Source organism: Actinoallomurus acanthiterrae (assembly GCF_054775715.1).
On the sequence record NZ_BAAHCO010000001.1, the window covers coordinates 2893879 to 2916901 of the forward strand.

Annotated in this window: 23 protein-coding genes, 1 pseudogene and 1 riboswitch; of the genes and pseudogenes, 15 read left to right on the forward strand and 9 right to left on the reverse strand. The window is 71.6% G+C overall.

Annotated features, from left to right (window positions below):
• Positions 1-4 precede the first annotated feature (4 nt).
• Positions 5-406: an NUDIX hydrolase gene (locus ACYVF7_RS14065; protein ID WP_460339613.1), complete on the reverse strand. Its 402-nt coding sequence runs from the start codon at positions 404-406 to the stop codon at positions 5-7.
• 173 nt (positions 407-579) lie between these two features.
• Between ACYVF7_RS14065 and ACYVF7_RS14070 the strand changes: the two genes are divergently transcribed.
• The 8 genes from ACYVF7_RS14070 to manA all read left to right on the forward strand — a co-directional run bounded on the left by ACYVF7_RS14070 (position 580) and on the right by manA (position 8936).
• Complete coding sequence (locus ACYVF7_RS14070) at positions 580-1611, forward strand: LacI family DNA-binding transcriptional regulator (RefSeq protein ID WP_460339615.1); 1032 nt, start codon at positions 580-582, stop codon at positions 1609-1611.
• Between the two features lie 122 nt (positions 1612-1733).
• A complete protein-coding gene (locus ACYVF7_RS14075; RefSeq protein ID WP_460339617.1) occupies positions 1734-2900 on the forward strand; it encodes an ABC transporter substrate-binding protein in 1167 nt (388 codons plus the stop codon).
• Positions 2897-3046 (forward strand): hypothetical protein, encoded by a 150-nt coding sequence (locus ACYVF7_RS14080; RefSeq protein ID WP_460339619.1) that lies wholly within the window; start codon positions 2897-2899, stop codon positions 3044-3046. Before ACYVF7_RS14075 ends, ACYVF7_RS14080 begins: the two co-directional genes overlap by 4 nt.
• A complete protein-coding gene (locus tag ACYVF7_RS14085) occupies positions 3043-3978 on the forward strand; it encodes a carbohydrate ABC transporter permease (protein WP_460339621.1) in 936 nt (311 codons plus the stop codon). The genes ACYVF7_RS14080 and ACYVF7_RS14085 overlap by 4 nt, the downstream gene beginning before the upstream one ends.
• Positions 3971-4813 carry a carbohydrate ABC transporter permease gene (locus ACYVF7_RS14090; RefSeq protein WP_460339623.1) on the forward strand — a complete coding sequence of 281 codons (843 nt, stop codon included), beginning with the start codon at positions 3971-3973 and terminating at the stop codon, positions 4811-4813. Before ACYVF7_RS14085 ends, ACYVF7_RS14090 begins: the two co-directional genes overlap by 8 nt.
• A gap of 14 nt (positions 4814-4827) precedes the next feature.
• On the forward strand, positions 4828-6720 hold the full coding sequence (locus ACYVF7_RS14095; protein WP_460339625.1) for a cellulase family glycosylhydrolase: 1893 nt from the start codon (positions 4828-4830) through the stop codon (positions 6718-6720).
• Complete coding sequence (locus ACYVF7_RS14100) at positions 6717-7820, forward strand: ROK family protein (RefSeq protein WP_460339627.1); 1104 nt, start codon at positions 6717-6719, stop codon at positions 7818-7820. Before ACYVF7_RS14095 ends, ACYVF7_RS14100 begins: the two co-directional genes overlap by 4 nt.
• Positions 7821-7823: 3 nt before the next feature.
• A complete protein-coding gene (gene manA, locus ACYVF7_RS14105) occupies positions 7824-8936 on the forward strand; it encodes a mannose-6-phosphate isomerase, class I (protein WP_460339629.1) in 1113 nt (370 codons plus the stop codon).
• A 42-nt stretch (positions 8937-8978) separates the two neighbouring features.
• Here the strand turns inward: manA and ACYVF7_RS14110 are convergent, their stop codons facing one another.
• Entirely contained in the window at positions 8979-9227 is a 249-nt protein-coding gene (locus ACYVF7_RS14110; RefSeq protein WP_460339631.1) for a hypothetical protein, read from the reverse strand.
• Positions 9217-9507, reverse strand: coding sequence for a hypothetical protein (locus ACYVF7_RS14115; protein ID WP_460339633.1), 291 nt, complete (start codon positions 9505-9507; stop codon positions 9217-9219). The genes ACYVF7_RS14110 and ACYVF7_RS14115 overlap by 11 nt, the downstream gene beginning before the upstream one ends.
• 168 nt (positions 9508-9675) lie before the next feature.
• Here ACYVF7_RS14115 and ACYVF7_RS14120 point away from each other — a divergent pair, with 168 nt between their 5' ends.
• Positions 9676-10749, forward strand: a complete 1074-nt coding sequence (locus ACYVF7_RS14120; protein ID WP_460339635.1) for a transcriptional regulator — start codon at positions 9676-9678, stop codon at positions 10747-10749.
• An 838-nt stretch (positions 10750-11587) separates the two neighbouring features.
• Here ACYVF7_RS14120 and ACYVF7_RS14125 read toward each other — a convergent pair.
• On the reverse strand, positions 11588-12133 hold the full coding sequence (locus tag ACYVF7_RS14125; protein WP_460339637.1) for a DUF6624 domain-containing protein: 546 nt from the start codon (positions 12131-12133) through the stop codon (positions 11588-11590).
• A 188-nt stretch (positions 12134-12321) separates the two neighbouring features.
• Between ACYVF7_RS14125 and ACYVF7_RS14130 the strand changes: the two genes are divergently transcribed.
• Complete coding sequence (locus ACYVF7_RS14130) at positions 12322-13782, forward strand: DHA2 family efflux MFS transporter permease subunit (protein WP_460339638.1); 1461 nt, start codon at positions 12322-12324, stop codon at positions 13780-13782.
• Positions 13783-13916: 134 nt separating this feature from the next.
• Here ACYVF7_RS14130 and ACYVF7_RS14135 read toward each other — a convergent pair whose 3' ends face one another.
• Complete coding sequence (locus ACYVF7_RS14135; protein WP_460339640.1) at positions 13917-14726, reverse strand: class I SAM-dependent methyltransferase; 810 nt, start codon at positions 14724-14726, stop codon at positions 13917-13919.
• A gap of 45 nt (positions 14727-14771) precedes the next feature.
• Between ACYVF7_RS14135 and ACYVF7_RS14140 the strand changes: the two genes are divergently transcribed.
• Positions 14772-15329: a CGNR zinc finger domain-containing protein gene (locus tag ACYVF7_RS14140; RefSeq protein ID WP_460339642.1), complete on the forward strand. Its 558-nt coding sequence runs from the start codon at positions 14772-14774 to the stop codon at positions 15327-15329.
• A 239-nt stretch (positions 15330-15568) separates the two neighbouring features.
• Here the strand turns inward: ACYVF7_RS14140 and ACYVF7_RS14145 are convergent, their stop codons facing one another.
• From ACYVF7_RS14145 to ACYVF7_RS14155, 3 genes and pseudogenes are all read right to left on the reverse strand, one after another.
• Entirely contained in the window at positions 15569-16600 is a 1032-nt protein-coding gene (locus tag ACYVF7_RS14145; protein WP_460339645.1) for an alpha/beta hydrolase, read from the reverse strand.
• A gap of 79 nt (positions 16601-16679) precedes the next feature.
• Positions 16680-16787, reverse strand: coding sequence for a DUF397 domain-containing protein (locus ACYVF7_RS14150; RefSeq protein ID WP_433174632.1), 108 nt, complete (start codon positions 16785-16787; stop codon positions 16680-16682).
• 23 nt (positions 16788-16810) lie between these two features.
• Positions 16811-17697, reverse strand: a pseudogene (locus tag ACYVF7_RS14155) (helix-turn-helix domain-containing protein).
• A 318-nt stretch (positions 17698-18015) separates the two neighbouring features.
• Between ACYVF7_RS14155 and ACYVF7_RS14160 the strand changes: the two are divergent.
• On the forward strand, positions 18016-18291 hold the full coding sequence (locus ACYVF7_RS14160; RefSeq protein ID WP_460339647.1) for a hypothetical protein: 276 nt from the start codon (positions 18016-18018) through the stop codon (positions 18289-18291).
• Between the two features lie 178 nt (positions 18292-18469).
• A complete protein-coding gene (locus ACYVF7_RS14165; protein ID WP_460339648.1) occupies positions 18470-18745 on the forward strand; it encodes a DUF6504 family protein in 276 nt (91 codons plus the stop codon).
• A 20-nt stretch (positions 18746-18765) separates the two neighbouring features.
• On the opposite strand, the gene ACYVF7_RS14170 is transcribed toward ACYVF7_RS14165, so the two are convergent.
• Positions 18766-19794, reverse strand: coding sequence for an LLM class F420-dependent oxidoreductase (locus ACYVF7_RS14170; protein WP_460339650.1), 1029 nt, complete (start codon positions 19792-19794; stop codon positions 18766-18768).
• A 218-nt stretch (positions 19795-20012) separates the two neighbouring features.
• Positions 20013-20134: riboswitch (cobalamin riboswitch) on the forward strand.
• A gap of 59 nt (positions 20135-20193) precedes the next feature.
• Between ACYVF7_RS14170 and ACYVF7_RS14175 the strand changes: the two genes are divergently transcribed.
• Both ACYVF7_RS14175 and cobO read left to right on the forward strand, forming a co-directional pair.
• Positions 20194-22338 carry a magnesium chelatase subunit D family protein gene (locus ACYVF7_RS14175; RefSeq protein ID WP_460339652.1) on the forward strand — a complete coding sequence of 715 codons (2145 nt, stop codon included), beginning with the start codon at positions 20194-20196 and terminating at the stop codon, positions 22336-22338.
• Positions 22339-22410: 72 nt separating this feature from the next.
• Positions 22411-23013 (forward strand): cob(I)yrinic acid a,c-diamide adenosyltransferase, encoded by a 603-nt coding sequence (gene cobO, locus ACYVF7_RS14180; protein ID WP_460339654.1) that lies wholly within the window; start codon positions 22411-22413, stop codon positions 23011-23013.
• Positions 23014-23023: the final 10 nt, after the last annotated feature.

The following is a 23023-nucleotide window of genomic DNA, read 5'->3' on the forward strand; positions in this document are numbered from 1 at the left end:
GTGGTCAGCGGGGGGTGGGGAGGGCGCCCCAGGAGGCGAGGGTCTCGATGAGGCCGGTGGTCGTCGGGAGGGCGGCGAGCTCGTCGGCGTCGACCCAGCGGGCGGCGCGGGCGTCGTCGCCGGCGCGCAGGACGCCGCCGGTCACCGTCGCGGCGTAGTCGCGGATGTCGTAGGTCGCCCCGCCCGGGCCCGCACGGTCGACCGAGCCGATCAGCGGTCCGGGCTCGACCTGTAGGCCGGTCTCCTCGGCGACCTCGCGGACGACCGCGGCGTCGTCGGTCTCGCCGGGCTCGACCCGGCCGCCCGGCAGTGACCACCTTCCCTCGTCCGGCGGGTGGCCGCGCTGGATCACCAGCAGCCGCCCGTCGGCGTCATGGACGATCGCTCCGACGCACCGCACACGCATGCACCCCAGGGTGCCACGATGCGCGCCGGAAGAGATCCGAAAGGACGGTCCGCGCTCGACCGGATGCCATCGGCGATTGAAAGCTAATCCGCGGCAGAAATGATGTCAACGGCCTTTGGCGATACAGTCCCAGGGAACTACAAAACCGGTTTATTCAATCGGGGGGCTGCGGGATGAAGCGTCCGACGATCGCCGACATCGCGCGCCGGGCGGGCGTCACCAAGAGCACCGTCTCGTTCGCGCTGAACGACCGGCCGGGGGTGTCCGCCGCGACCCGCGAGCGCATCCTCGACATCGCGCAAGAGATGGGGTGGCAGCCGAGCCGCGTGGCCCGCGCGCTGTCCGGCGGCCGGGCGGGCGTGCTGGGGCTGGTCGTGGACCGCCCGGCGCGGACTCTGGGGATCGAGCCGTTCTTCATGCAGCTGATCTCCGGGATCGAGGGCGAGCTCGCCGCGCGCGACGTCGCGCTCCTGCTCCAGATGGCCGAAGACGGCCAGACGCAGGTGGCGGCCTACCGTCGCTGGTGGGCCGAGCGCCGGGTGGACGGGGTGTTCCTGGTCGACCTGCGGGTGGACGATGAGCGGGTCGCGCTGCTGGCCGAGCTCGGGCTGCCCGCGATCGTGATCGGCGGCCCGGACGGGCTCGGCGGGCTGCCCGGGGTGTGGAACGACGAGGCCGAGGCCGTGGGCTCCGTCGTGGAGTACCTCGCGGCCCTCGGCCACCGGCGGATCGCCCGGGTGGCCGGGCCGCCGGAGCTGCGGCACACGACCGCGCGGGGTGCGGCGTTCGAGGCGGCGGCCGGCGCGCTGGGCCTGACGACGGCCTCGGTGTCCACGGACTACACGGGCGAGGAGGGGGCTCGCGCGACCCGGCGGCTGCTCGCGGCGCCGGAGCCGCCGACCGCCATCGTCTACGACAACGACGTGATGGCCCTGGCCGGACTGGGGGTCGCCGGCGAGATGGGCGTGCCGGTTCCGGGGCGGCTGTCCATCGTCGCGTGGGACGACTCGGTGCTCTGCCGGCTGGTCCACCCGCCGCTGACCGCCGTCGGCGTCGACATCGCCTCCTACGGCGCGGAGGTGGCGCGCCGCCTGCTCGACCTGGTCGCCGGGCAGCCCGTCGAGAGCGGCCGCCACGCCGCGCCCGTGCTGACGCCGCGGGGCAGCACGGGTCCGGCCTTCGTGAGAAACGCCAGGGGCGGTTGACGCTAAACCGGTTTAGTGATCCTATCGAGGCGACGGATTTCCAGCGGTTGCCCGGAGAAACGCCCATGGCCGGTCCGCGCTCGACCGGGGTGCCTCCATGACGGCTGATGGGAGTTCACCAAGTGAAGGCACGCCGAATCACGGCGCTCGTCACGGGCGCCATCATGGTCATGGCCACAGGCGGCTGCGGAGGCGGCGGCGGGGACAAGTCGTCCCCGAAGACGCTGACCTACTGGGCCAGCAACCAGGGACGCTCCATCCAGCAGGACCAGCAGGTGCTCGGTCCCGAGTTGAAGAAGTTCGAACAGCAAACCGGCATCAAGGTCAAGCTCGAGGTGATCGGCTGGCCCGACCTCCTCAACCGCATCCTCGCCGCGACCTCCAGCGGCAAGGGCCCCGACGTGCTCAACATCGGCAACACCTGGTCCGCCTCACTCCAGGCGACCGGGGCGTTCCAGTCCTTCGACGACGCGACCATCGTCAAGGTCGGCGGGCGGGGACGCTTCATCCCCTCCACGCTCACCTCGACGGGCGCGGCCGGGAAGCCTCCGGGGTTCGTGCCGCTGTACGGACTGGCGTACGGGCTGTTCTACAACAAGAAGCTGTTCGCGCAGGCGGGCCTGAAGAACCCGCCCGCGACCTGGCAGGAGCTCGTCGCCGACGCCAAGAAGCTCACCGACCCGGGGAAGAAGCGGTACGGCGTCGGCATGCTCGGCGCGAGTTACACCGAGGGCGCGCACTTCGCGTTCATGTTCGGCGCGCAGAACGGCGCGCGCCTCTTCCAGGGCGGGCAGCCCGGCTTCGACTCCCCGGCGATGGTGGCGGGCGTCCGCCAGTACCTCGACCTGCTCGGCACCGACAAGGTCGTCGATCCCGCCGACGCGGAGTACGTCAACGACGACCAGATCCTCAAGGACTTCGCGGCCGGGAAGTTCGGCATGATGATGATCCAGAGTTACGCGACCGCCGGCGTCCGCGAGAACGGCATGAAGGACGACGCGTACGGCGTCGAGCAGATCCCGCTGCCCGACCCGCTGCCGGCCGCGGCCGCCGGGTCGCCAGCCACGTCGCCGGCATCAACATTGGCGTGTTCAAGAACTCCGGCAACAAGGACGGCGCCCTCAAGCTCGTCGACTTCCTCACGAGCCCCGACGAGCAGAAGATCCTCAACGCGGCCTGGGGCAGCCTGCCGGTCGTCTCGCAGGCGTACGACGACCCGAAGTTCCAGACGCCCGCGATCCAGACGTTCCGCAAGGTCCTCGCCGAGGCCGCCGAGACCCTGCCGATGATCCCGCAGGAGGCGCAGTTCGAGACCCTGGTCGGCAACACCGTCAAGGGGCTGATCGCCGACGCCGCCGCGGGCCGCCCGGTCGACGACGCCACCATCAAGAGCCGCCTCGCCGACGCGAACAAGAAGATGCAGGCCGGAGGGTGACCGCGCCCGCGCGCGCTCCCGGACGTCGGCGTCCCAGGCTCGCGAAGGCGCTGCCGTACCTCCTGCTGCTGCCCGCCCTCGTCGCCGAACTGGCCGTGCACATCCTCCCGATGCTGGTCGGGGCGTGGATGAGCCTGCTGCACCTGACCCAGTTCTTCATCCGTAACTGGACGCAGGCGCCGTACGGCGGGCTGGCCAACTACCGGATCGCGGTGAACGCGCACGGGCCCGTCGGCAAGGACCTGCTGCACTCCTTCCTGATCACCCTCGCGATCACCGCGGTCGTCGTCTCCTGCTGCTGGCTGTTCGGCCTGACCGCGGCCGTGCTGCTGCAGCGGCCGTTCGCGGGCCGCGCGGCGCTGCGGACGCTGTTCCTCGTGCCGTACGCGCTGCCGGTGTTCACCGCGGTCATCACCTGGCGGTTCATGTTCCAGCGGGACACCGGCATGGTGAACGCCCTGCTGTCCGACGAGCTGCGGCTGGCGCACGGCCATCCGTTCTGGCTGCTCGGCGACCGGAGCTTCGCCGCCGTGGTGGTCATCCTGGTCTGGCGGCTGTGGCCGTTCGCGTTCCTCACGATCACCGCCGGGCTGCAGAGCATCCCCGCGGACCTGTACGAGGCGGCGGCGATCGACGGCGCCGGGTCGCTGCGCCTCCTCACGCGGGTGACGCTCCCGCTGCTGCGGCCGGTCGACCGGGTGCTGCTGCTGGTGCTGTTCCTGTGGACGTTCAACGACTTCACCACCGCCTACACCCTGTTCGACCAGCCGCCCGCGGCCGCCGACATGATCTCCATCCACATCTACAACGCGTCCTTCATCACCTGGAACTTCGGACTGGGCTCGGCGATGTCCGTACTGCTCCTGGTGTTCCTGATGGTCGTCACGCTCGGGTACCTCGGAATCGGACGGCTGAGGGGGCGTCATGCGTGAGTCTCGTACGCTGCGGTGGGCGCGGCCGGTCGTCCTCGGCCTGCTCGCGCTGTTCACCGTGCTGCCGCTGTACGTCATGGCGGTCTCGTCGATCAAACCGCTGAAGGACGTGCAGGGGCGGTTCACCTGGCTGCCGACGCACGTGACGTTCCGGCCGTTCGTCGACATGTGGCGCACGGTGCCGCTCGGCCGCTACTTCGTGAACAGCCTGATCGTCTCCGTCTCCGCCACCCTGTGCTCGATGGTGATCGCGATCCTGGCCGGCTACGCCGTCAGCCGGTACCGGTTCGCCGGGCGCGGCACGTTCATGACGGCGGTCCTGTCGACGCAGATGTTCCCCGGCATCCTGTTCCTGCTGCCGCTGTTCCTGATCTTCGTCAACGTCGAGCGGTACACCGGAATCCGGCTGTACGGGAGCCGGACCGGCCTGACCATCACCTACCTCACATTCGCCCTGCCGTTCTCCATCTGGCTCATCGCGGGGTACTTCGACACGATCCCGCGCGAGCTGGACGAGGCGGCACGCGTGGACGGCGCCGGCCCGATGCGCACGCTCTTCCGCGTCGTGCTGCCGGTAGCCGCGCCGGGCGTCGTCGCCGTCGCGATCTACGCGTTCATGACGGCGTGGGGCGAGGTGCTGTTCGCCTCCGTGCTCACCGACGACGGCACCCGGACGCTCGCCGTCGGCCTGCGCGGGTACGCCACCCAGGCGAACGTCTACTGGAACCAGGTGATGGCCGCCTCCCTGGTCATCAGCCTGCCGGTGGTGGTCGGCTTCCTGGCCCTGCAGCGCTTCCTCGTCCACGGGCTGACCGCGGGCGCGGTCAAGTCCTAGCGAAAGGCTCCTCAATGCGACGCGACTCTCGCAAGCTGCCCGGACCGGCGTGGCTGGGCGCGAACTTCTGGTCCCGGACCGGCGGCCCGCTGATGTGGCGCTCGTACGACCCCCGGGTCGTCCGCCACGAGCTCCACGTGCTGGCCGAGCACGGGCTGAACGTCACCCGGTCGTTCTTCTACTGGCCCGACTTCATGCCCGAGCCGGACCGGATCGACGAGACCCTCGCGGAGCGGTACGCCGACTTCCTGGAGGCGCACGCCGAGCGGGGGATGCGGACGATCCCGACGTTCATCGTCGGCCACATGTCGGGGGAGAACTGGGACCCGGCGTGGCGGCAGGGCCGCGACCTGTACGCGGACGTGTGGCTGGTGGCCCGGCAGACGTGGTTCGCCGAGGAGATGACCCGGCGGTTCACCGGCCACCCGGCGATCGCCGGGTGGCTGATCACCAACGAGATGCCGATCTACGGCGGGACCGCCCCGGAAGAACGGGTGACGAGCTGGGCGCAGCTCATGGTGCAGGCGGTCCACGCGGCCGGGGCGAAGGAGCCGGTGTCCATCGGCGACGGGGCCTGGGGCGTCGAGGTCAGCGGCGTCGACAACGGCTTCTCCGTCCGCGCACTCGCCGCGCTCACCGACTTCGTCGGCCCGCACGTCTACCGGATGGAGGACGACCTGGTCCGCCAGCACTACGGCGCGGCGTTCGTGTGCGAGCTGGCGGGGACGTTCGGGCGGCCGGTGGTGCTGGAGGAGTTCGGCTGCTCGTCCGACTTCGTCGCCGACGACAACGCCGCGCACTACTACCGGCAGGTGCTGTACAACAGCCTGCTGGCGGGGGCGACCGGCTGGGTCGCGTGGAACAACACCGACTTCGACCTGGTCGACCAGCCTCCGTACAGCCACCATCCGTTCGAGCTGCACTTCGGCCTGACGACGGTCGACGGCACACCGAAACCGGTCCTGCGGGAGATGCGCGACTTCGCCCGTACGCTGGCCGAGATCGACCTGGCGGACTGCGAGCGGGCCGAGACCGACACCGCGCTGGTGGTGCCGCAGGTGCTCGAGGGCGGGTTCCCGTTCACCGAGCCGGAGGACCGCTCGTACGTCTTCGCGACGCTCCGGCAGGCGTACGTCTCCGCCCGCGCGGCCGACCTGGCGCCCGGCGTGACGCGGGAGTCCGACGGCATCGCGGGCGACGCCCGCCTGTACCTCGTCCCCTCGGCCAAGCAGCTGACCGCCCCCGGCTGGCACCGGCTGGAGGACCTCGCCCGCGGCGGCGCGGTCGTGTACGTGTCGTACAGCGCGGGCCCGCACGGCGGGCAGCGCGGGCCGTGGTACTCCCACATGAACGCGATGTTCGGCGTCGAGCACCGGCTGACGTACGGGCTCGTCGACCCGATCGAGGACGACGTCGTCGAGCTCACCCTCACCGCCGACCTGGGCACGCTGGAGAAGGGGACCACGCTGGCGTTCCGCGTCGGCGGCACCGCGCACAGCCGCGCGTACCTGCCGGTGCGGCCCACGACGGCCGAGGTCGTCGCCGTCGACGGCCATGGCCGGCCCGCCCTCCTGCGGCAACGTTGCGGCGAAGGGTGGACCGTCCTGTGCACCTATCCGCTGGAGCACATGGCGGCCGTCACCCCCCGCGTGAACCCCGAGCCGACCTACCGGATCTACGACGCGCTCGCGGCGCTGGCCGGGGCGCGCCGGCCGGTGCGGGTGGCGGATCCGCGCGTGTCCGCCGACGTCCTGGTACGCGCCGACGGGGCCCGGTTCGCCGTTCTCGTCAGCCAGGCGGATACCGAACTCGCCGTTCGGCCGCTCGTCGCCGAAAACGGACACGCCGGGGATGAAGAGATCGTGCTCGGGCCTTATGGTGTGCAAGTGCTGGAGCTTCGAACGTGACCGGCGTGGTACCCGAGACGGCCCCGGCGACGGGCCGGTCGCCCGGGCGCGCCGTCCTCGCCATTGACATCGGCGGCACCAAGCTCGCCGCGGCCCTCGTCGACCAAGACGGCCGGCTGCGCGGGCGCACCACCCGGCCCACCCCGCCCGGCGACGCCGAGGCGATCTGGACGGCGCTGGCCGCCGCCGTCACCGAGGCGATGGGGGAAGAGACCGTCATCGGAGCGGGGATGGGCTGCGCCGGGCCGCTCGACACCGTCGCCGGCACCGCCAGCCCGGTGAACATCCCCTCCTGGCGAGGCTTTCCCGTACGGGGCCGGCTCGCCGCCCTGCTCGGCGGCCCGCCCGTGACGCTGGTCAACGACGCCGTGGCGAGCGCCGTCGCGGAGTACCGCCACGGCGCCGGACGCGGCAGCCGCGCCATGCTCGGGATGGTCGTCTCGACCGGCGTCGGCGGCGGGCTGATCCTCGACGGGAAGGTGTACGCCGGGCCGACCGGCAACGCCGGGCACATCGGGCACACCACGGTCGACCTGAACGGTGAGCCGTGCCCGTGCGGCTCGCGGGGCTGCGTCGAGACGTTCACCTCCGGCACCTCCATGGTCCGCTGGGCACGCGCCAACGGCTGGACGCCCCCGGCACCCGACGGGGCCGCGCTCGCGCCTGACGGGGCCGCGCCCGCGTCCGGCGGGGCCGCTTCCGGGCCCGGCGGGGCCGCTTCCGGGCCCGGCGGCGCAGCTTCCGGGATCGATGGCGCAGCCGCCGCCCCCGACGGCGCAGCCCCCGCCCCCGACGGTGCCGCGCTCGCGGCCGACGCGCGCGCCGGCCACCCGGTGGCCCTGGCGGCGTTCGACCGCGCGGGCCGGGGCCTGGCCGCCGGGATCGCCTCGGCCGCCGCCCTCTGCGACCTCGACCGCGTCGTCGTCGGCGGGGGCGTGTCCCGGTCCTGGGACGTCCTCGAGCCACCCTTGGTCCGTGCCATGCGGGACTACGCGGGCCTCGCCTTCGTCCGGCGTGTCACAGTGGTCCCATCGGAACTGGGCGCGGAGGCCGGTCTGCTCGGCGCCGCCGCCCTCGCCCACGACCCGGAGCTCGTCTGACCCATGGAACGCCTGCAGAACCCCGTCCAGGAGTACGCCTGGGGATCGCACACCGTGCTCGCCGACCTCCTCGGCCTGCCGTCGCCCACCGAGCGGCCGCAGGCGGAGCTGTGGATCGGGGCGCACCCCGCCGCCCCGTCGCGGCTGCCCGGCGGTTCGTCCCTGGACGAGCACATCGCCGCCGACCCGGAGACGACCCTCGGACCCGCCGCCGTCGCGCGGTTCGGACCGCGGCTGCCGTTCCTGCTGAAGGTCCTCGCGATCGCCGCGCCCCTGTCCCTGCAGGTCCACCCGGACCGGGAGCAGGCCGAGCGCGGATTCGCCGCGGAACGGACCCCGCTCGGCGACCCGGCGCGCAACTACAAGGACGACTGGCCCAAGCCCGAACTCCTCTGCGCGCTGACCGACGTGCACGCCCTGTGCGGCCTGCGCGACCCGGGCGAGAGCGCCGAGTTCCTGGCGAAAGTCCCGGCGCTGCGCCCGGTCGTGGACCTCCTGGCCGCCGGCGACCTGCGCGCGGCGGTGAAGGCGCTGCTCACCTGGCCGTCACCGGACGACGTCGTGCCGGAGGCCGCCGCCGTCGCCGGGGAGCCGTACGCCTCGCTGGCCGAGCGCTACCCCGGCGACATGGGCGTCATCCTGGCGATGCTGATGAACGAGGTGCGGCTCGCCCCCGGCCAGGCCATGTACGTCCCGCCGCGTGTGCCGCACGCCTACCTCGACGGCACGGCCGTGGAGCTGATGGCCGGCTCCGACAACGTCCTGCGGGCCGGGCTGACGCCCAAGCACGTCGACGTGCCCGAACTGCTGAACCTCGCCTCCTTCGAACCCGGCCGCCCGGACGTGCTCGACGCCGTCCGTCACGGCGAAGAGGAGGTCTACCTCACCCCGGCGCCGGAGTTCCGGCTGTCCCGCGTGGACGTCGCGGACGACGCGGTGCTGCCCGCCGGCGGCCCGCAGCTGCTGCTGTGCACGGACGGCCGGGTGCAGCTGCGCCGCGACGGCCGGACGACCGCGCTGAGCCGCGGCGAGGCCGCGTTCGCCGAGCACCGCGGCGGCCCGATCGAGGCGGTCGGCGCGGGCGTCCTGTTCCGCGCGACCCTCCCGGAGAGCTGAGGAAGCGGCCACGGCTTCTCTGCCGTCACCATCCACCAGTGATCAGGCCACGGTCCCCACCGTGGGCCCGTTCGCGCCCACAGTCCAACGTGCACCCTGGCGCGGGGACGGCCAGGGCCATGACATCGCCTGGATGATCGCTCGCGTTAACTCTTCCGGGTCGGCGGCCTCGACGAGCCGCCAGCCGCCGGGCAGCAAGACGAGAGCCCACCACGTTCTGGTCCGGCTGCCGAACCAGAACGTCAGTCCCGGGAACCGCCGGCGCAGCGCCGTGATCTGATCACATGCCACGGCGCTTCACCTGTGGATCCCGCTTCTTCAGATATTCGGTGATCCGCGTCGCCGCACCCGCCGGGTCATCCGTCCGGTGGTGATCGTGGTCGTCGCGACGCCACACGAACGACTCGCCCGAGGCATCGACTTCGATCCACAGTCTCCGGTCGGCCACGTCGACCTGCGCCGACAAAGCCGGACGCGCGTCGCTGATTTCGACGCGTATTCCTCGCGCGGCCAGTTCCCGGCACAGTTCGACCAGTGCGCTGAGACTGTGATCCCTATTGGATCCGGTCATTTCTCACCCCAAACGAGTTCGCCTGCGTCGTGAGCCACACATGCTTGGCGTGTCGATCCGATTACGGTCAGTCAACAGGCTGCGCTTCCCGTGCTGGGAGACGACAATGCGGGGCAGAGCAAGGCACGAAAGCCGTGCCCCTGGCTGCTCGCGAGGTGTACGCGAACGATGGTCGGCATTCGAAGCGTTTGGGCATCCCGTATTCGCACGGAACGCAAGGCGCGCGATTGGGATAAACCGGAAATGGCGCGGCGGCTCGCTCACGCCGCTGGTGACGCCCGGGGCAGTCTCCCGGACCATGAAACGTTGCTCGGGTACGTCAAACGGTGGGAGCGCGCCGCCGTCGGCATCTCCGAGCGATACCGCATGCTGTACGCCCGTGCCTTTGGGATCGCTGAGGAGGATCTCTTCAACGTTGACGAGGCGACTCCGCGGTCTCCGTGGAGCGATCTGAACGCTGAGGTGAACGGCAGCGTCACACCTGACGACGAGGAGCGGTTGAGGCTCGCGATGGTTCGTCCGTCGCGTCTTGACGCAGGGGTGCTCGATGCGCTGTCGATGATCCTCATAGGCGAGCGGCGTCTGGAGGATGCGATAGGTCCAGAGCTATTGTTGGAGCCCGTCACAGCGCAGATGGCCAACGTCACAGCCATGCTCCGGGAAGCGTCTGGGCCGCACCGTGACGAACTGGCGGTCATCGCGGCCGACTGGATCACCTTCACCGGATGGCTGCGTGCCGCGATGCGGCAGGATGCCCGCGCATTGGCATTGTTCGATCGTGGCGAGGAACTCGCCGATGAGGTCGACTACGGCACTGGCGCCGCACTGGCCACGTCATTCCGTGGATACGTGGCTCGACAGCAGGGTCGCCCACGCGCGGTGGTGCGTGCGGCCTCGGCCGCGCTGGCCACCCCGCGGGTGCACCCGTCCCAGAGGACGTTCGACACACTGCAGGCCGCGCAGGGGTATGCGGCGCTTGGAGACCGCGAGCAGGTACGGCGCATGCTCGAGGCAGCAGCAGATCTGGCCGAAGACGCGGGCGAGCCGCCACCGCCGGTGTACTGGTACACCGAAGCCTTCTTCCACCTGAACATAGGAACGGCGCTCGCCGGCATCGGCGAATACCGAGACGCGGTGGCGATGCTCACAGAGGGCCTGGAGGGCATACCGGCTGAGCAGCGCAACGCCACATGGATGCGGGAGTACGAGGACACGCTCGCCGAAGCGGAAGATCGGGCATAAGCCGACCGGCCTGAACTCCGCGCTAGACCAGCCAGGCCGCCGCTGATCTGGGGCGACTTGCACTCATCAGGTGCCCTGCCAGTGCGGAGTATGGAGGCACCCCCATGCCCGGGAGGGCCGGGTGGGTGTCGGCATCGGACCCGGCTGCGCCAGCGGGTGCGGGATGGTTTGTCGCCTCGACCCCGAAGGCTTAGGGCGGAAGAGACCTCCTCCCACATCTGGTCCTCAAACGGAGAGGTGTGGGGTGTGATGCCGATCTTGCTGGTATCGCCGGGCCGGCACGCGGCTCGGGTCGTTGAGGTGCTGGGGCGGGGCATGGCGGTCGTGCTCGGCATGCTCGTGCTGGTGGCCTTCTTCGCTCCGCTGGTTCCCGCGCTGTTGCTGTGGCCTGTGCTTCCCTGGACTCGGGTCCGCTGGGTCTTGAGCGCGTTCCTGCACACGGCGGGAGATATCGCGGAACTGGGGCGTCCAGACGCCGGCGGAGTCGCGGACGTCAGACGCTCACCGAGGTCGGCCCGGGTGCTGGGAACCGAAGATCACGGCGGAGGCCGCCGAGCTGCTCGGGGCCAAGGAACCCGGCCGGCTGCGGCACCGAATACTCCCCCCAGTTCTTCGCCGGGTACCTGACCGAGTACAGCCTCAGCGTCGACAACCTGTTCATCTTGTACGTCGTCACGACGCGGTTCGCCGTCCCGCGCGCCAACCAACTCAGGTGCTCCCGATCGGCATCATGATCGCGCTGGTGATGCGAGAGATCTTCATCCGACCGGAGCCTCGGCGCCAGCCTGGTTCGAGTGGCTGTTCTCCATCTTCGGCGGCTTCCTCATCCGCCGTTCGTTCAGAAGGGGAAGGGGTCCAGCCCGGCCTCGGCGCGCCGTTCGTTCAGGCGGTCGGGGTCCGCGCAGGGCCACGGGACCGGGGCGCCGTCCTCGACGCCCGCGATCTGCGTGCCATAGATCTGCTCGCGTCCCTCGTTCACCAGCACCCGGTCGCGCAGCGTGGCGAGCATGCCCGCGTCCGCCTCGCCGACCGCGACCGCGTCGGCCATCAGGCGCAGTGCGCGCCGCTGCACGTCGAGCCGCCGGTCCGCGTGCTGGGCGATCAGCCACGCGCGGCGTGCCCCCTCCGCGCCGACCAGCGTGATCGTCGGCCAGCAGTACTCGTCCAGGATCCGGTCAAGGCGGTCGGCGTTCCGCGTGGTCACCCGGCGATACGCCAGCTGCGCGCCGACGTCCTGCGCCCAGCTCTGGTACGCCTCGCCGCCGGCGCTCGCGCCCTGCTGCAGGCGCCGGTCCTCGTCGGTCATGGCGACGAGTTCTGCGGCGAGCGCCGCGTCCACCGGTGCGCCGGCCGTCTCATCGGCGGTCGGGCCGTCCTGCCCCATGCTCACCGTCCTTGAATGGTCTCCGGGCTTTCACGCTAGGGCCGGCCGGAGGCCGTGAAGATCATCCTCGGGGACGGTGACAGGCGGTATCGCCGACGGCGATAATAGATCTTGCGGCGCGGCGATGAGTTCTCTCGCCGGTGGCGGTCTACATGGGTGACGTGCTCGAAACCCCCCGAAGGATCCCCATGTACGACACCGTCGAATCGACCGAACCCGAGCTGGCCGCGCCGGCGGTGAGCGACCGTGCCCGATGGCTCGCGCTCGTCGTGCTGTGCGGCGGCATGCTGCTGATCGTCATTGACGCCACGGTGGTGAACGTCGCGCTGCCCGCCATCCAACGTGACCTGGGCTTCTCCTCTTCAGGCCTGGCCTGGGTGGTCAACGCCTACCTGATCGCCTTCGGCGGGCTGCTGCTGCTCGCCGGGCGGCTCGGCGATCTGGTGTCCCGCCGCGGTGTCTTCATCACCGGCCTCGTGGTCTTCACGGCCGCCTCGCTCGCCTGCGGGCTCGCGCAGGGACCGGCGACGCTGATCGCGGCGCGGTTCGTCCAGGGCGTCGGTGGCGCGATGACCTCGTCCGTGATCCTGGGGATGATCGTCACGCTGTTCCCCGAGCCGCGGGAGCAGGCGAAGGCCATCGGCGTCTACAGCTTCGTCGCCTCCGCCGGCGGCTCGGCCGGGCTGCTCGCCGGCGGACTGCTGACGCAGGCGCTGAACTGGCACTGGATCTTCTTCATCAACCTGCCGGTCGGCGTGGCGACGCTCGTGATGTCCCTGCGGGTCCTCGACCGGGACAAGGGTCTCGGGTTCGGGGCGGGCACGGACGTCCTCGGTGCCGTCCTCATCACCGCCGCGCTGATGCTCGGCGTCTACACCATCGTCGATCCGGCGGCGGCCCAGGGCTGGACCGCGCCCCGCACCCTCGAACTCGCCGCCGTCACGCTCGTGCTGCTGACCGCCTTCGTCGTACGGGAGGCGACGGCGCGCAGCCCGCTCGTGCCGCTGCGGATCTTCCGCTCGCGGAACGTCACCGGGGCCAACGCGGTCCAGGCGCTGGCCGTCTCCGGGATGTTCGGCATGTTCTTCCTCGGCGTGCTCTACCTCCAGCGCGTGCTCGGCTACGACGCGCTGCGGACCGGCCTCGCCTTCCTGCCCACGACCGTCGTGATGGCCACCGTCTCGCTGCGCTTCGCCGAACGCCTCATCACGGCGTTCAGCGTCCGGGCGACGCTGCTCAGCGGGCTGACGCTGGCCGCCGTGGGTCTCCTGCTGTTCGCACGCGCGCCCGTGCACGGCGCCTTCCTGATCGACGTCCTGCCCGCGGTGGTCCTCATCGGCACGGGCGTCGGCGTCGCGTTCCCCGCGCTGGCGGCACTGGCCATGTCGGACGCCACCCCGAGCGACGCGGGCCTCGCCTCCGGCCTCATCAACACGACGACGCAGGTGGGAGCGGCCGTCGGGCTGGCGGTCCTGGCGACCCTCTCGGCCGCGCACGGCCGTACGCTCGCGGGCCACGGCGCGTCCGCCGTCGCCGCCGCGGCCGGTGGCTACCGCCTCGGCTTCCTGGTCGCGGCGGGACTCGTCGCCGTCGCCGTCCTGATCGCCGTCACGGTCCCGCACCGTACGGAACGCCGGTCCTCGGACTGAGGCAGGGAGCCTCCGTACATGAGACGTAACGTATGTTGCGTCTCATGTACGTTGACCGCCGCTGTACGCGCAGTGACCGGGTCCGGCGTACCCTACGGCGTCCGAGCCGCGTGAGCCGCCGGATCAGGTCCGGGTCACCGGACGGCGCACAGGATGCGGTTGTCGCCGCGCTGCCACAGGGGGCCGACCTCGCCGAAGCCGGCCTCCCGGAGGGCGCGGACGTGCGTGGACAGCAGGCCGGACTCGGAGCCGTGATGGCCGGCCGCGGAGGCGTCGCGGGCCTCCTTGAGACCGCCGAGCACCGGGTCCGCGGCGGCCGCGTCCCACCACTGCCGCCAGCCCTCCGGCCGGTCCCCGGCGAATCGCCGCTCGGTCTCCAGCTCCTGCAGGGCGCGGTCGAGCCGGGCGATGATGGGAGTGGCGTCCTCGGCCGAGAAATTGTCGCCGTTGAGGAACAGCCCGCCGGGGCGCATCACGGTGGCCAGCTCGCCGTACGTCACCCGCAGCTCCGCCTCGGTGATCCAGTGGAGGGCGGTGGTGCTCACCGCGGCGTCCACCTCCCGGTCCAGGCGCAGCCGGGCCGCCCACCCGGGCACGCGCAGATCGAGGTCGGCGAAGGTGAGATCGTCCCGGTCGGCGTGCAGGGCGCGCCCCAGGGACAGCAGCAGCGGGTCGGTGTCGATGGCGACGATCCGGGCCTGGGGGAGGCGGTCGAGCAGCCGGGCCGACAGGGAGCCCGGTCCGCAGCCCAGGTCCAGGACGAGAGGGTCGGGCCGGCGCCGGCGGCGACCGCGTCGATGAGGGCGGTGAACCGCTCCTCGCGGTCCGGGAGGAAGCCCTCCTGCTGGCGGTCCCAGCGGGTGATCCAGCGGTCGGCGACGTCGCGGGTGAGTGCGGCCATGGAGCTCCTCCGTAACTGACGTATACCCTTTTGCCAGTGACAACCTAGAACGAGAGACGTAACTGGTCAAGTGAATTTCAACAGTCACATGGACGTGGTGGTGGCGAGCGCCGTCGGTCTGGTCAACGCCCTCACGGAGGGCGAACGGCGCGGGCGGCCGTACCGGCTTCCGGACGCCGCGGCCCGGGCGGAGGCCGCCACCGAGGTGCTGCGTGCCGTCAGTCGGCGCGCCGAGATCACCGAGTCACAGGTCGGCGAGCTGACCGCCATCGCGCGGGAACTGCGCGCCGTCTTCGAAGCGGTGGCGGCCGGAGACCTTGACGCCGCCGCGGAGCAGGTCAACCGGCTGCTCGAGGAGACCCAGGCGAAGCCGAGGCTCACCCGCCATGACGGGGAGCCCTGGCACATTCACTTCCACGGCGCGGGGGATGGGCTCGCCGCCGAATGGGCGGCTCCGTGCGCCACCGGCCTGGCCGTGGTCCTCGGCGGCGAGCTGCACGACCGGCTCGGCGTGTGCACGGCACCGCACTGCGACCGGGTCTACGTCGACACCTCGCGCAACGGCATGCGCCGCTTCTGCTCCACCGCGTGCCAGAACCGGGTCAAGACCGCGGCGTTCCGCGCCCGGGCCCAGTCCCGCCCGTAGGGCCTGTCTCGAAGTCCCGCTGTCCTACTGCGCGGCGCCCAGGCGGCGCCTCGCCGCGTTGTCGCCCCCACCCCACGAAAACGCGCAGAGACGGCTTCGCCGACCTCCGCGTTTCCGCGGGGACCCCGGGAGGAGTCGCCAGCCAACACCGGGCTGACTCCCTCCTCCGCCTTGCGAGGCACCACCTGGACACCGCTCGCTACGGACGGGGACTTCGAGACAGGCCCTGGCTCAGGGGCTCACGCGATGCGTTCGGCCAGCCAGGCGAGCGAGAGAGGGTAGCGGTATTCGATGGCGCCGTGGCCCGCGTCGAACAGCTCGAAGTGGACCGCGTCGTCCGTCACGCCCGCCGCCGCGACCGCGCGGCGGAAGGCGACGGCGCCGAAGTCGAGGTGGTACTCGTCCTTGGTGCCCGCGTCGATCCAGACGGCCCGCAGCGAGCGCAGCGCCTCGGCGTACTCCGGGCGCCCGGCCATCAGCACCGGGTCGTTGGCCAGCCAGCGCTCCCAGACCTCGGGGATGACGGTGCCGGTGTCGTCGAACGGCAGACGGACGGTGCCGTCGTCGTCGGCGGAGTACGCCGCGGAGTACCCGTAGATCTCGATGAGCGGGAAGTCGCTCTCCTTGGTGCCGGCGAGCCGGCCCCGGAAGTCGGCGAGGAACTTCTCGATCGAGCCGTCGTACGCGTCGCGCAGGACGCGAGCCGTCTTGGGGAACTCCGAGCGGTAGCAGACGTCGAACAGGGCGTCGCCGGCGTGCGTGGCGAGCGCGCCGAACACGTCCGGCCTCAGCATCGGCGTGATCATCGCGCCGTAGCCGCCGCTGGACTTGCCGCTGATCGCGCGGTGGTCCCGGTCGGCGAGCGTCCGGTAGTGCGCGTCGACCCATGGCACGATCTCTTCGCACAGGTACGAGTGGTAGCGCCCGGTGCCGGGGGAGTCGAGGAACTGGCTGCCGCCGACCGCCGTCCAGGCGTCGACGTAGACCACGATCACCGGCGGCGTCTCGCCGCGCGCGAAGACCTGGTCGGCCAGCTCCGGGAAGGGCTGCCGCCACGGCGGGCGGTTGCGCCACATCGGCAGCGAGCCGGTGTAACCCTGGATCACATAGACCGCGGGGTAGCGGCGGTCCGGCTCGTCGTCGTATCCCGGCGGGACGTACACCCACAGCGGCCGCCGATGCGGGTCGCCGAGAGGGTTGTCGCGCAGCAGATCGCTGGAGAACTCGTGTTCGTCGATACGTCCGGCGAGCTCGGCCGACCAGGGCAGCATGTGGCGATCTTAACCCGGCGCAAACCCGAGAGGGACCGCGGGAGCGAACTCCCGCGGTCGGCTGGGCATGAGATATGTGTCAGTCGTCGGAGCCGTCGATCACGGCGACCTCGACGCAGTCGGCGTTGTTGGAACTGCGGCTGCTCTTGCGCCAGCCGACGTCGGTGAGATCGGGGTGGCCACTCATCCCCTGCTCTCCTCTCTGATAAATCACCCCCGCGGGTACGGGGACGCACTCTTGAACTCGTCCGCCGCTGCCGCGATGAACTCGGCTGACTCGTCGGGTGGCAGCGCGGCGGCCCGCAGATGGTCGAACCAGGTCGTGTGACGGCGGACGTCCTTTTCCTTCTCAAGGAAGATGTTCCCGGCGGGACAGTCGATGTAGACGACGTCCAGGTCGGTGGGGTCGGGGAAGCCGATGATCGTGAAGGCCCCGTCGACGCCCGGGTGGGCGCCCCGCGCGAACGGCAGTACCTGGATGGTGACGCCGGGCAGCTCGGCGGCCTCGAGCAGCCGCATCAGCTGGGCCCGCATCACCGTGATGCCGCCGATCGGCCGGCGCAGGACCGCCTCGTCGATCACGGTCCACAGCTCCAGGCGGCCGGGCTCCTGCAGCATGGCCTGGCGGCGGGTGCGCAGCGCGATGCGCCGGTCGACGTTCTCGGGGGTCTCGCCGGGCCGGCCTTGATCAGCGCGCGGGCGTACTCCTCGGTCTGCAGGAGACCCGGCACCAGATGGGTCTGGAACGTTCGAATGGAGGCGGCGGAGGCCTCCAGGCCGATGTAGGTGTCCAGGCCCGCGGACGTGGACAGCACCGCTTCGTACTCGGTCCACCAGCCGCGCTGCTGGGCGTCCTTGGCGAGCCCGAGGAGCTGGTCGCGCTGGGAGCCCTCGGGCAGCCCGTAGAGGTCGAGCATGTCCCGTACGTCGCGGATGCGCGCCACCGACTTGCCGGTCTCGATGCGACTGACGCGTGACATCGAGCACTCGAGGTGCTTCGCGACGTCTTCGATCATGAGACCCGCGGCTTCGCGGAGCCTCCGCAGTTCCATCCCGAGCCGGCGACGGCGAACGGTGGGGCTACGACCATCGGACATGGGGCACCTCCATGGCGAGCGTCCTGCGGGAATGGCGACAAGAGGGGGGACCGGTGGTGGGCTGCGGTGGGTGAGGCCGAAACCCTCGGCCGGACCGCGTAGGGGCCGTTGAACTGTGCACGGGTGATGCCGAATCCGTCTGATCTATTTGTCCGAAAATACTTGCACGTCAAAGTGGGGGAGGACATCCTGACAGGGAAGGTCACTCACCGTTGCCATCTGGGCACCTTTTGCCACCGGATGGCACCTTACCTGTTGAACGCCCTAGGGCGTACCCCTTCCTGCCGTATCGTCCAAGCGCGAGAGGGGTGGCAACCCATGGCCGCCACTGCGGATTCCCCGTCCGGGCCGCGGCGTCGCCACCTGGAGGCACTCGCCCGCGAGGTCGAGGTCCGCGGTCTGCGTGGCGTGCTGGTCGGGGCCGAGGAGTCCATGCTGCGCGTGGTCGACCCGACCGGCGGGCGGAGCGTGATGGTGGTCGCCATGCCGACGTCCCGGATCGCCTGGTCGTACCTGTGGGGCCGGGGCGGCCAGGCGGACGCCGCCGACCCCGTGCGCGCCGCCGAAGCGATCGCGCACTCCCTCGGTCGCTGAGCCGCGAGATCGCCCGGCGGTAGGCACTTTACAAAAGCTACTTCCGAACGTATGTTCGAACTTGTCGCCTGCCTTCCCCCAGGCTCACTCCCTGTCATCGATCCGGAAGGTGGGCGGCCCGCGTGGGCGGAGCGAGCGATGGGTTCGCGGGGCGTGAAGACGCGCCGGGTGGCGGCCGATGAGCCGGGTGTACGGCGACCCGGTCGAGGTCTGGCTCAGCGACGGCAGGCCCTCGCGCTTCGTCTGGCGCGGCCGGCTCTACACGGTGCTGCGCGTCCTGGACCGCTGGGTCACCACCCGCGACTGGTGGCACGAGCGGCACCCCGAGGCCCCGGAAGGCGTCGAGCGGGAGTTCTGGCGCGTCGAGGCCACTCCGGACCGGGCGATCGGCGTGTACGAGCTGCGTCACGACCAGGAGACCGGCACCTGGATGCTCTCCCGCGCCTGGAACTGACGACGCGCCCTCGAGGGAGTTCAGGACTCGACGAGGTCGCGGATGGCCTTCAGGGTCGGCTCGTCCTTCACCCCGGCGATGAGGAGCGTGGTCACGGGTGAGTCCTGCCACAGGCGGAGGCGTTCCTTGATGCGGCCGATCGGACCGAGCAGGGAGATGGAGTCGGCCAGCTCGTCCGGCACCGCCTTGATCGCCTCGTCGCGCCGGCCGGACAGGAACAGCTCCTGCACGCGTACGGCCTCCTCGGCGTAGCCCAGCCGCCCGATCAGGTCGAGGTGGAAGTTGCGGTCCTTGGCGCCCATCCCGCCGATGTAGAACGCCAGCGGGATCTTGGCGAACTCCAGCGCGGTCGCCAGGTCGTCCGTCACGATCGTCGTCACGGTCGCGGCGACGTCGAACCCCTCCCGGCGGCCCGCCAGCGACGCCCCGAACACCGCCTCGATCCGGGTCGGATCGACGAAGAGGGGCAGCCAGCCGTCCGCGATCTCGGTGGCGAGGGCGATGTTCTTCGGGCCCTCCGCGCCGAGGTAGACCGGGATCCGCGGGCGTACGGGATGGACGATCGACTTGAGCGGCTTGCCGAGACCGGTGACGCGGCCGGGACCGTACGCCGACGGCGGCAGCGGCAGCGGGTAGTGGGGGCCGGTGGAGGTCACCGGCTCCTCGCGCCGCCAGACGTCCCGCAGGATCCGGACGTACTCGCGCGTGCGCTCCAGCGGCCGGGCGAACGGCACGCCGTACCAGCCCTCGACGACCTGGGGGCCGGACGCGCCGATGCCGAGGGTGAGCCGGCCGCCGGACAGCGCGTCGAGCGTCAGCGCGTGCATGGCGGTCGCGGCGGGGGTGCGGGCGGACATCTGGACCACCGCCGTGCCCAGCTTGATGCGCGACGTCCGGGCGCCATACCAGGCGAGCGTGGTGAAGGCGTCGGAGCCGTACGCCTCCGCGGTGAAGACGTACTCATAGCCGAGCCGTTCGGCCGCCAGCACCGTCTCGGTGGCGTCCTCCGGATCCCGCTGCCAGTAGCCGACGTTGATGCCGAGCCTCATCCGCGCGCCTCCTCAAAACTAGAACGCGTTCTATTCAAGCAGATCGACGTCGATCCGGCACGGGCCCGACCGCACGGCCGCGGCGGCCGTACAGGCGTGGCGGCCGTACGGGGGGCGGTGCGGGTGTGCGGCGCCGGCCTGTGCGCCGAGGCCCTGCTCCGGACCTGCGGTGTCGCGGGCCAGACCGGATATGTCATGCTGTCTCCCGGCGATACGCGGAGGAACCCGGTGCGAATCCGGGGCTGTCGCGCAACTGTGACCGGGGAGTTCTTCCTTACGAAAGGCCACGGCGTGAGCCGGAAGGCCGAGGGTGGGCGACGAGCCGGGAGCCAGGAGACTCCGGTCGCCGATGCCAGACCACCTACGGGCGCGTTAACCCGAGGAAAGGACGACCACCGGGTGAACACCTATCCGTTCTCCGCCATCACGGGGCTGGACGACCTCAAACTCGCCCTCCTGATCAACGCGATCTCCCCGGCCGTCGGCGGCGTGCTGGTCCGTGGCGAGAAGGGCACCGCCAAGTCCACCATCGTGCGCGGCCTCGCCGCGCTGCTGCCGGACGTCACGGTCGTGGAGGACTGCCGGTTCTCCTGCGACCCGCAGGCGCCGGACCCGCAGTGCCCCGACGGGCCGCACGGCGAGGACGGCGGCACGCTGGTCCGGTCGGCGCGACTCGTGGAGCTGCCGATCGGCGCCGCCGAGGACCGCCTCACCGGCTCGCTCGACCTCGAACGCGCCCTGACCGAGGGCGTCCAGGCGTACCAGCCCGGCCTGCTGGCCGAGGCCCACCGCGGCGTCCTGTACGTCGACGAGGTGAACCTGCTCCACGACCACCTCGTCGACCTCCTCCTCGACGCCGCCGCGATGGGGCAGTCGTACGTCGAGCGCGAGGGCGTCTCCATCCGGCACGCCTCCCGGTTCCTGCTGGTCGGCACGATGAACCCCGAAGAGGGCGAGCTGCGGCCGCAGCTGCTCGACAGGTTCGGCCTGACGGTGGAGGTGACGGCCACCCGGGACCCGGAGGAGCGGGCGGAGGTCGTCCGGCGGCGCCTGGCCTTCGAGGCCGATCCCGCGACGTTCACGCTCGGCTGGGCGCGGGCCGAGGCCGAGCTGGCCTGGCGGATCGGCCAGGCACGCGCCAGGCTCTCCGAGGTCGTGCTTCCGGACGGCGCGCTGCGCCAGATCACGGCGGTGTGCGCCGCGTTCGAGGTGGACGGGCTGCGCGCCGACATCGTGATGGCCCGCGCCGCGATGGCCCTCGCCGCCTGGCACGCCCGGACCGTCGTCACCGCCGCCGACGTCCGCGTCGCCGCCCGGCTCGCCCTCCCACACCGGCGCCGCCGCGACCCCTTCGACGCGCCGGGCCTGGACGAGGACAAGCTCGACGACGTCCTCGACAGCACCGCCGACTACGACTCCGACGACGACCCCGGCTCCTCCCTTCCGGACGTGCCCCAGCCGCGCACGGGGAGCGAGCCGGACCCCGCACCCGGTCCGGACACCGGCCCCGACCCGGACACCACCGTCGAGTGGGGCTCCCGGCGCGACTCCGGCGACGAGGACCCCGACGACGACCCCGACGGCGGTCCCGACGGTCCCGGCCCGGACGGCTCCGGCCCGGACGGGTCCGGCGACTCCGACGGGCGGCACGCCCCCGAGGGGGCGCTGGTCGACATCGAGCAGGCGCTGTCGGGCGGGGACGCGGGCGAGGACGACGGCGAGCGCACCCGGGTGGACTCCCCGGAACCGGCACCCGCCGACGCCGTCTTCCGGACGCGGGTGTTCACCGTGCCGGGTCTCGGCGACGGCGCGCCGGGCCGCCGCTCGCGCGCCCGCACGCCGTACGGCCGGACGACCGGCGCGCGCCGGGGCACGCGTTCGCTGCACCTGACCGCGACGCTCCTCGCCGCCGCCCCGCACCAGCGCGCCCGCGGCCGCACCGGCGCCGGGCTGGTGATCCGCTCCGGTGACCTGCGCGAACGCGTCCGGGAGGGCCGGGAGGGCAACCTGGTGCTGTTCGTCGTCGACGCGAGCGGCTCGATGGCCGCCCGGCAGCGGATGCGCGCCGTGAAGGGCGCCGTGCTCAGCCTCCTCCTCGACGCCTACCAGCGCCGCGACAAGGTCGGCCTGATCACCTTCCGGGGCAGGTCCGCCGAGCTCGCGCTGCCCCCCACCTCCTCGGTCGAGGCCGGGGCCCGCCGCCTCGAGACGCTGCCCACCGGCGGGCGTACCCCGCTCGCCGCGGGCCTGCTGCGCGCCGCCGACGTGCTGCGCGCCGAACGCCTGCGCGACCCCGCCCGCCGCCCGCTGCTCGTCCTCGTGACCGACGGCCGGGCGACCCACGGCTCACCCGCCGACGCGCTGCGCGCCGCCGAACTGCTGCGCGGCGTCACCGCCGTCGTGGTCGACTGCGAGAGCGGTCCCGTACGCCTCGGCCTCGCCGGCGGGATCGCCGCCCGCCTCGGCGCCGAGGTCGTCAAGCTGGAGGAACTGGCCGCCGACGCCCTCACCGGCGTCGTCAACGACAGCAGGGCGGCGGCGTGACGCCGGAACGAGCCCGCAAGGTGATCAACCTCGACGATGAGTTCGTGACCGTCGTCGTACGGAAGGACTGACATGCCGCAGGGAAAGCCGTCGCAGGTGCCCGACGACGGGCTCACGACCCGCCAGCGCCGCAACCGGCCCCTCGTGGTCGTCCACACCGGGCCCGGCAAGGGCAAGTCCACCGCGGCCTTCGGGCTGGCCCTGCGCGGCTGGAACCAGGGCTGGCCGATCGGGGTGTTCCAGTTCGTCAAGTCCGCCAAGTGGCGCATCGGCGAGGAGCGGGCCCTGCGCGTTCTCGGCGAGTCCGGCGAGGGCGGCCCGGTCACCTGGCACAAGATGGGCGAGGGCTGGTCGTGGATCCAGCGGCCCGGCACCGAAGAGGACCACGCGGCGGACGCGCGCGAGGGCTGGGAACAGATCAAGCGCGACCTCGCCGCCGAGACCTACACGCTGTACGTGCTGGACGAGTTCACCTACCCGATGAAGTGGGGATGGGTGGACGTCGAGGACGTGATCGCGACGCTGCGGGACCGGCCGGGGTACCAGCACGTCGTCATCACCGGCCGCGACGCCGACCCGCGCCTGGTGGAGCTCGCCGACCTCGTCACCGAGATGGGGAAGGTCAAGCACCCCATGGACGCCGGCCAGAAGGGCCAGAAGGGCATCGAATGGTGACCGTGTCCCC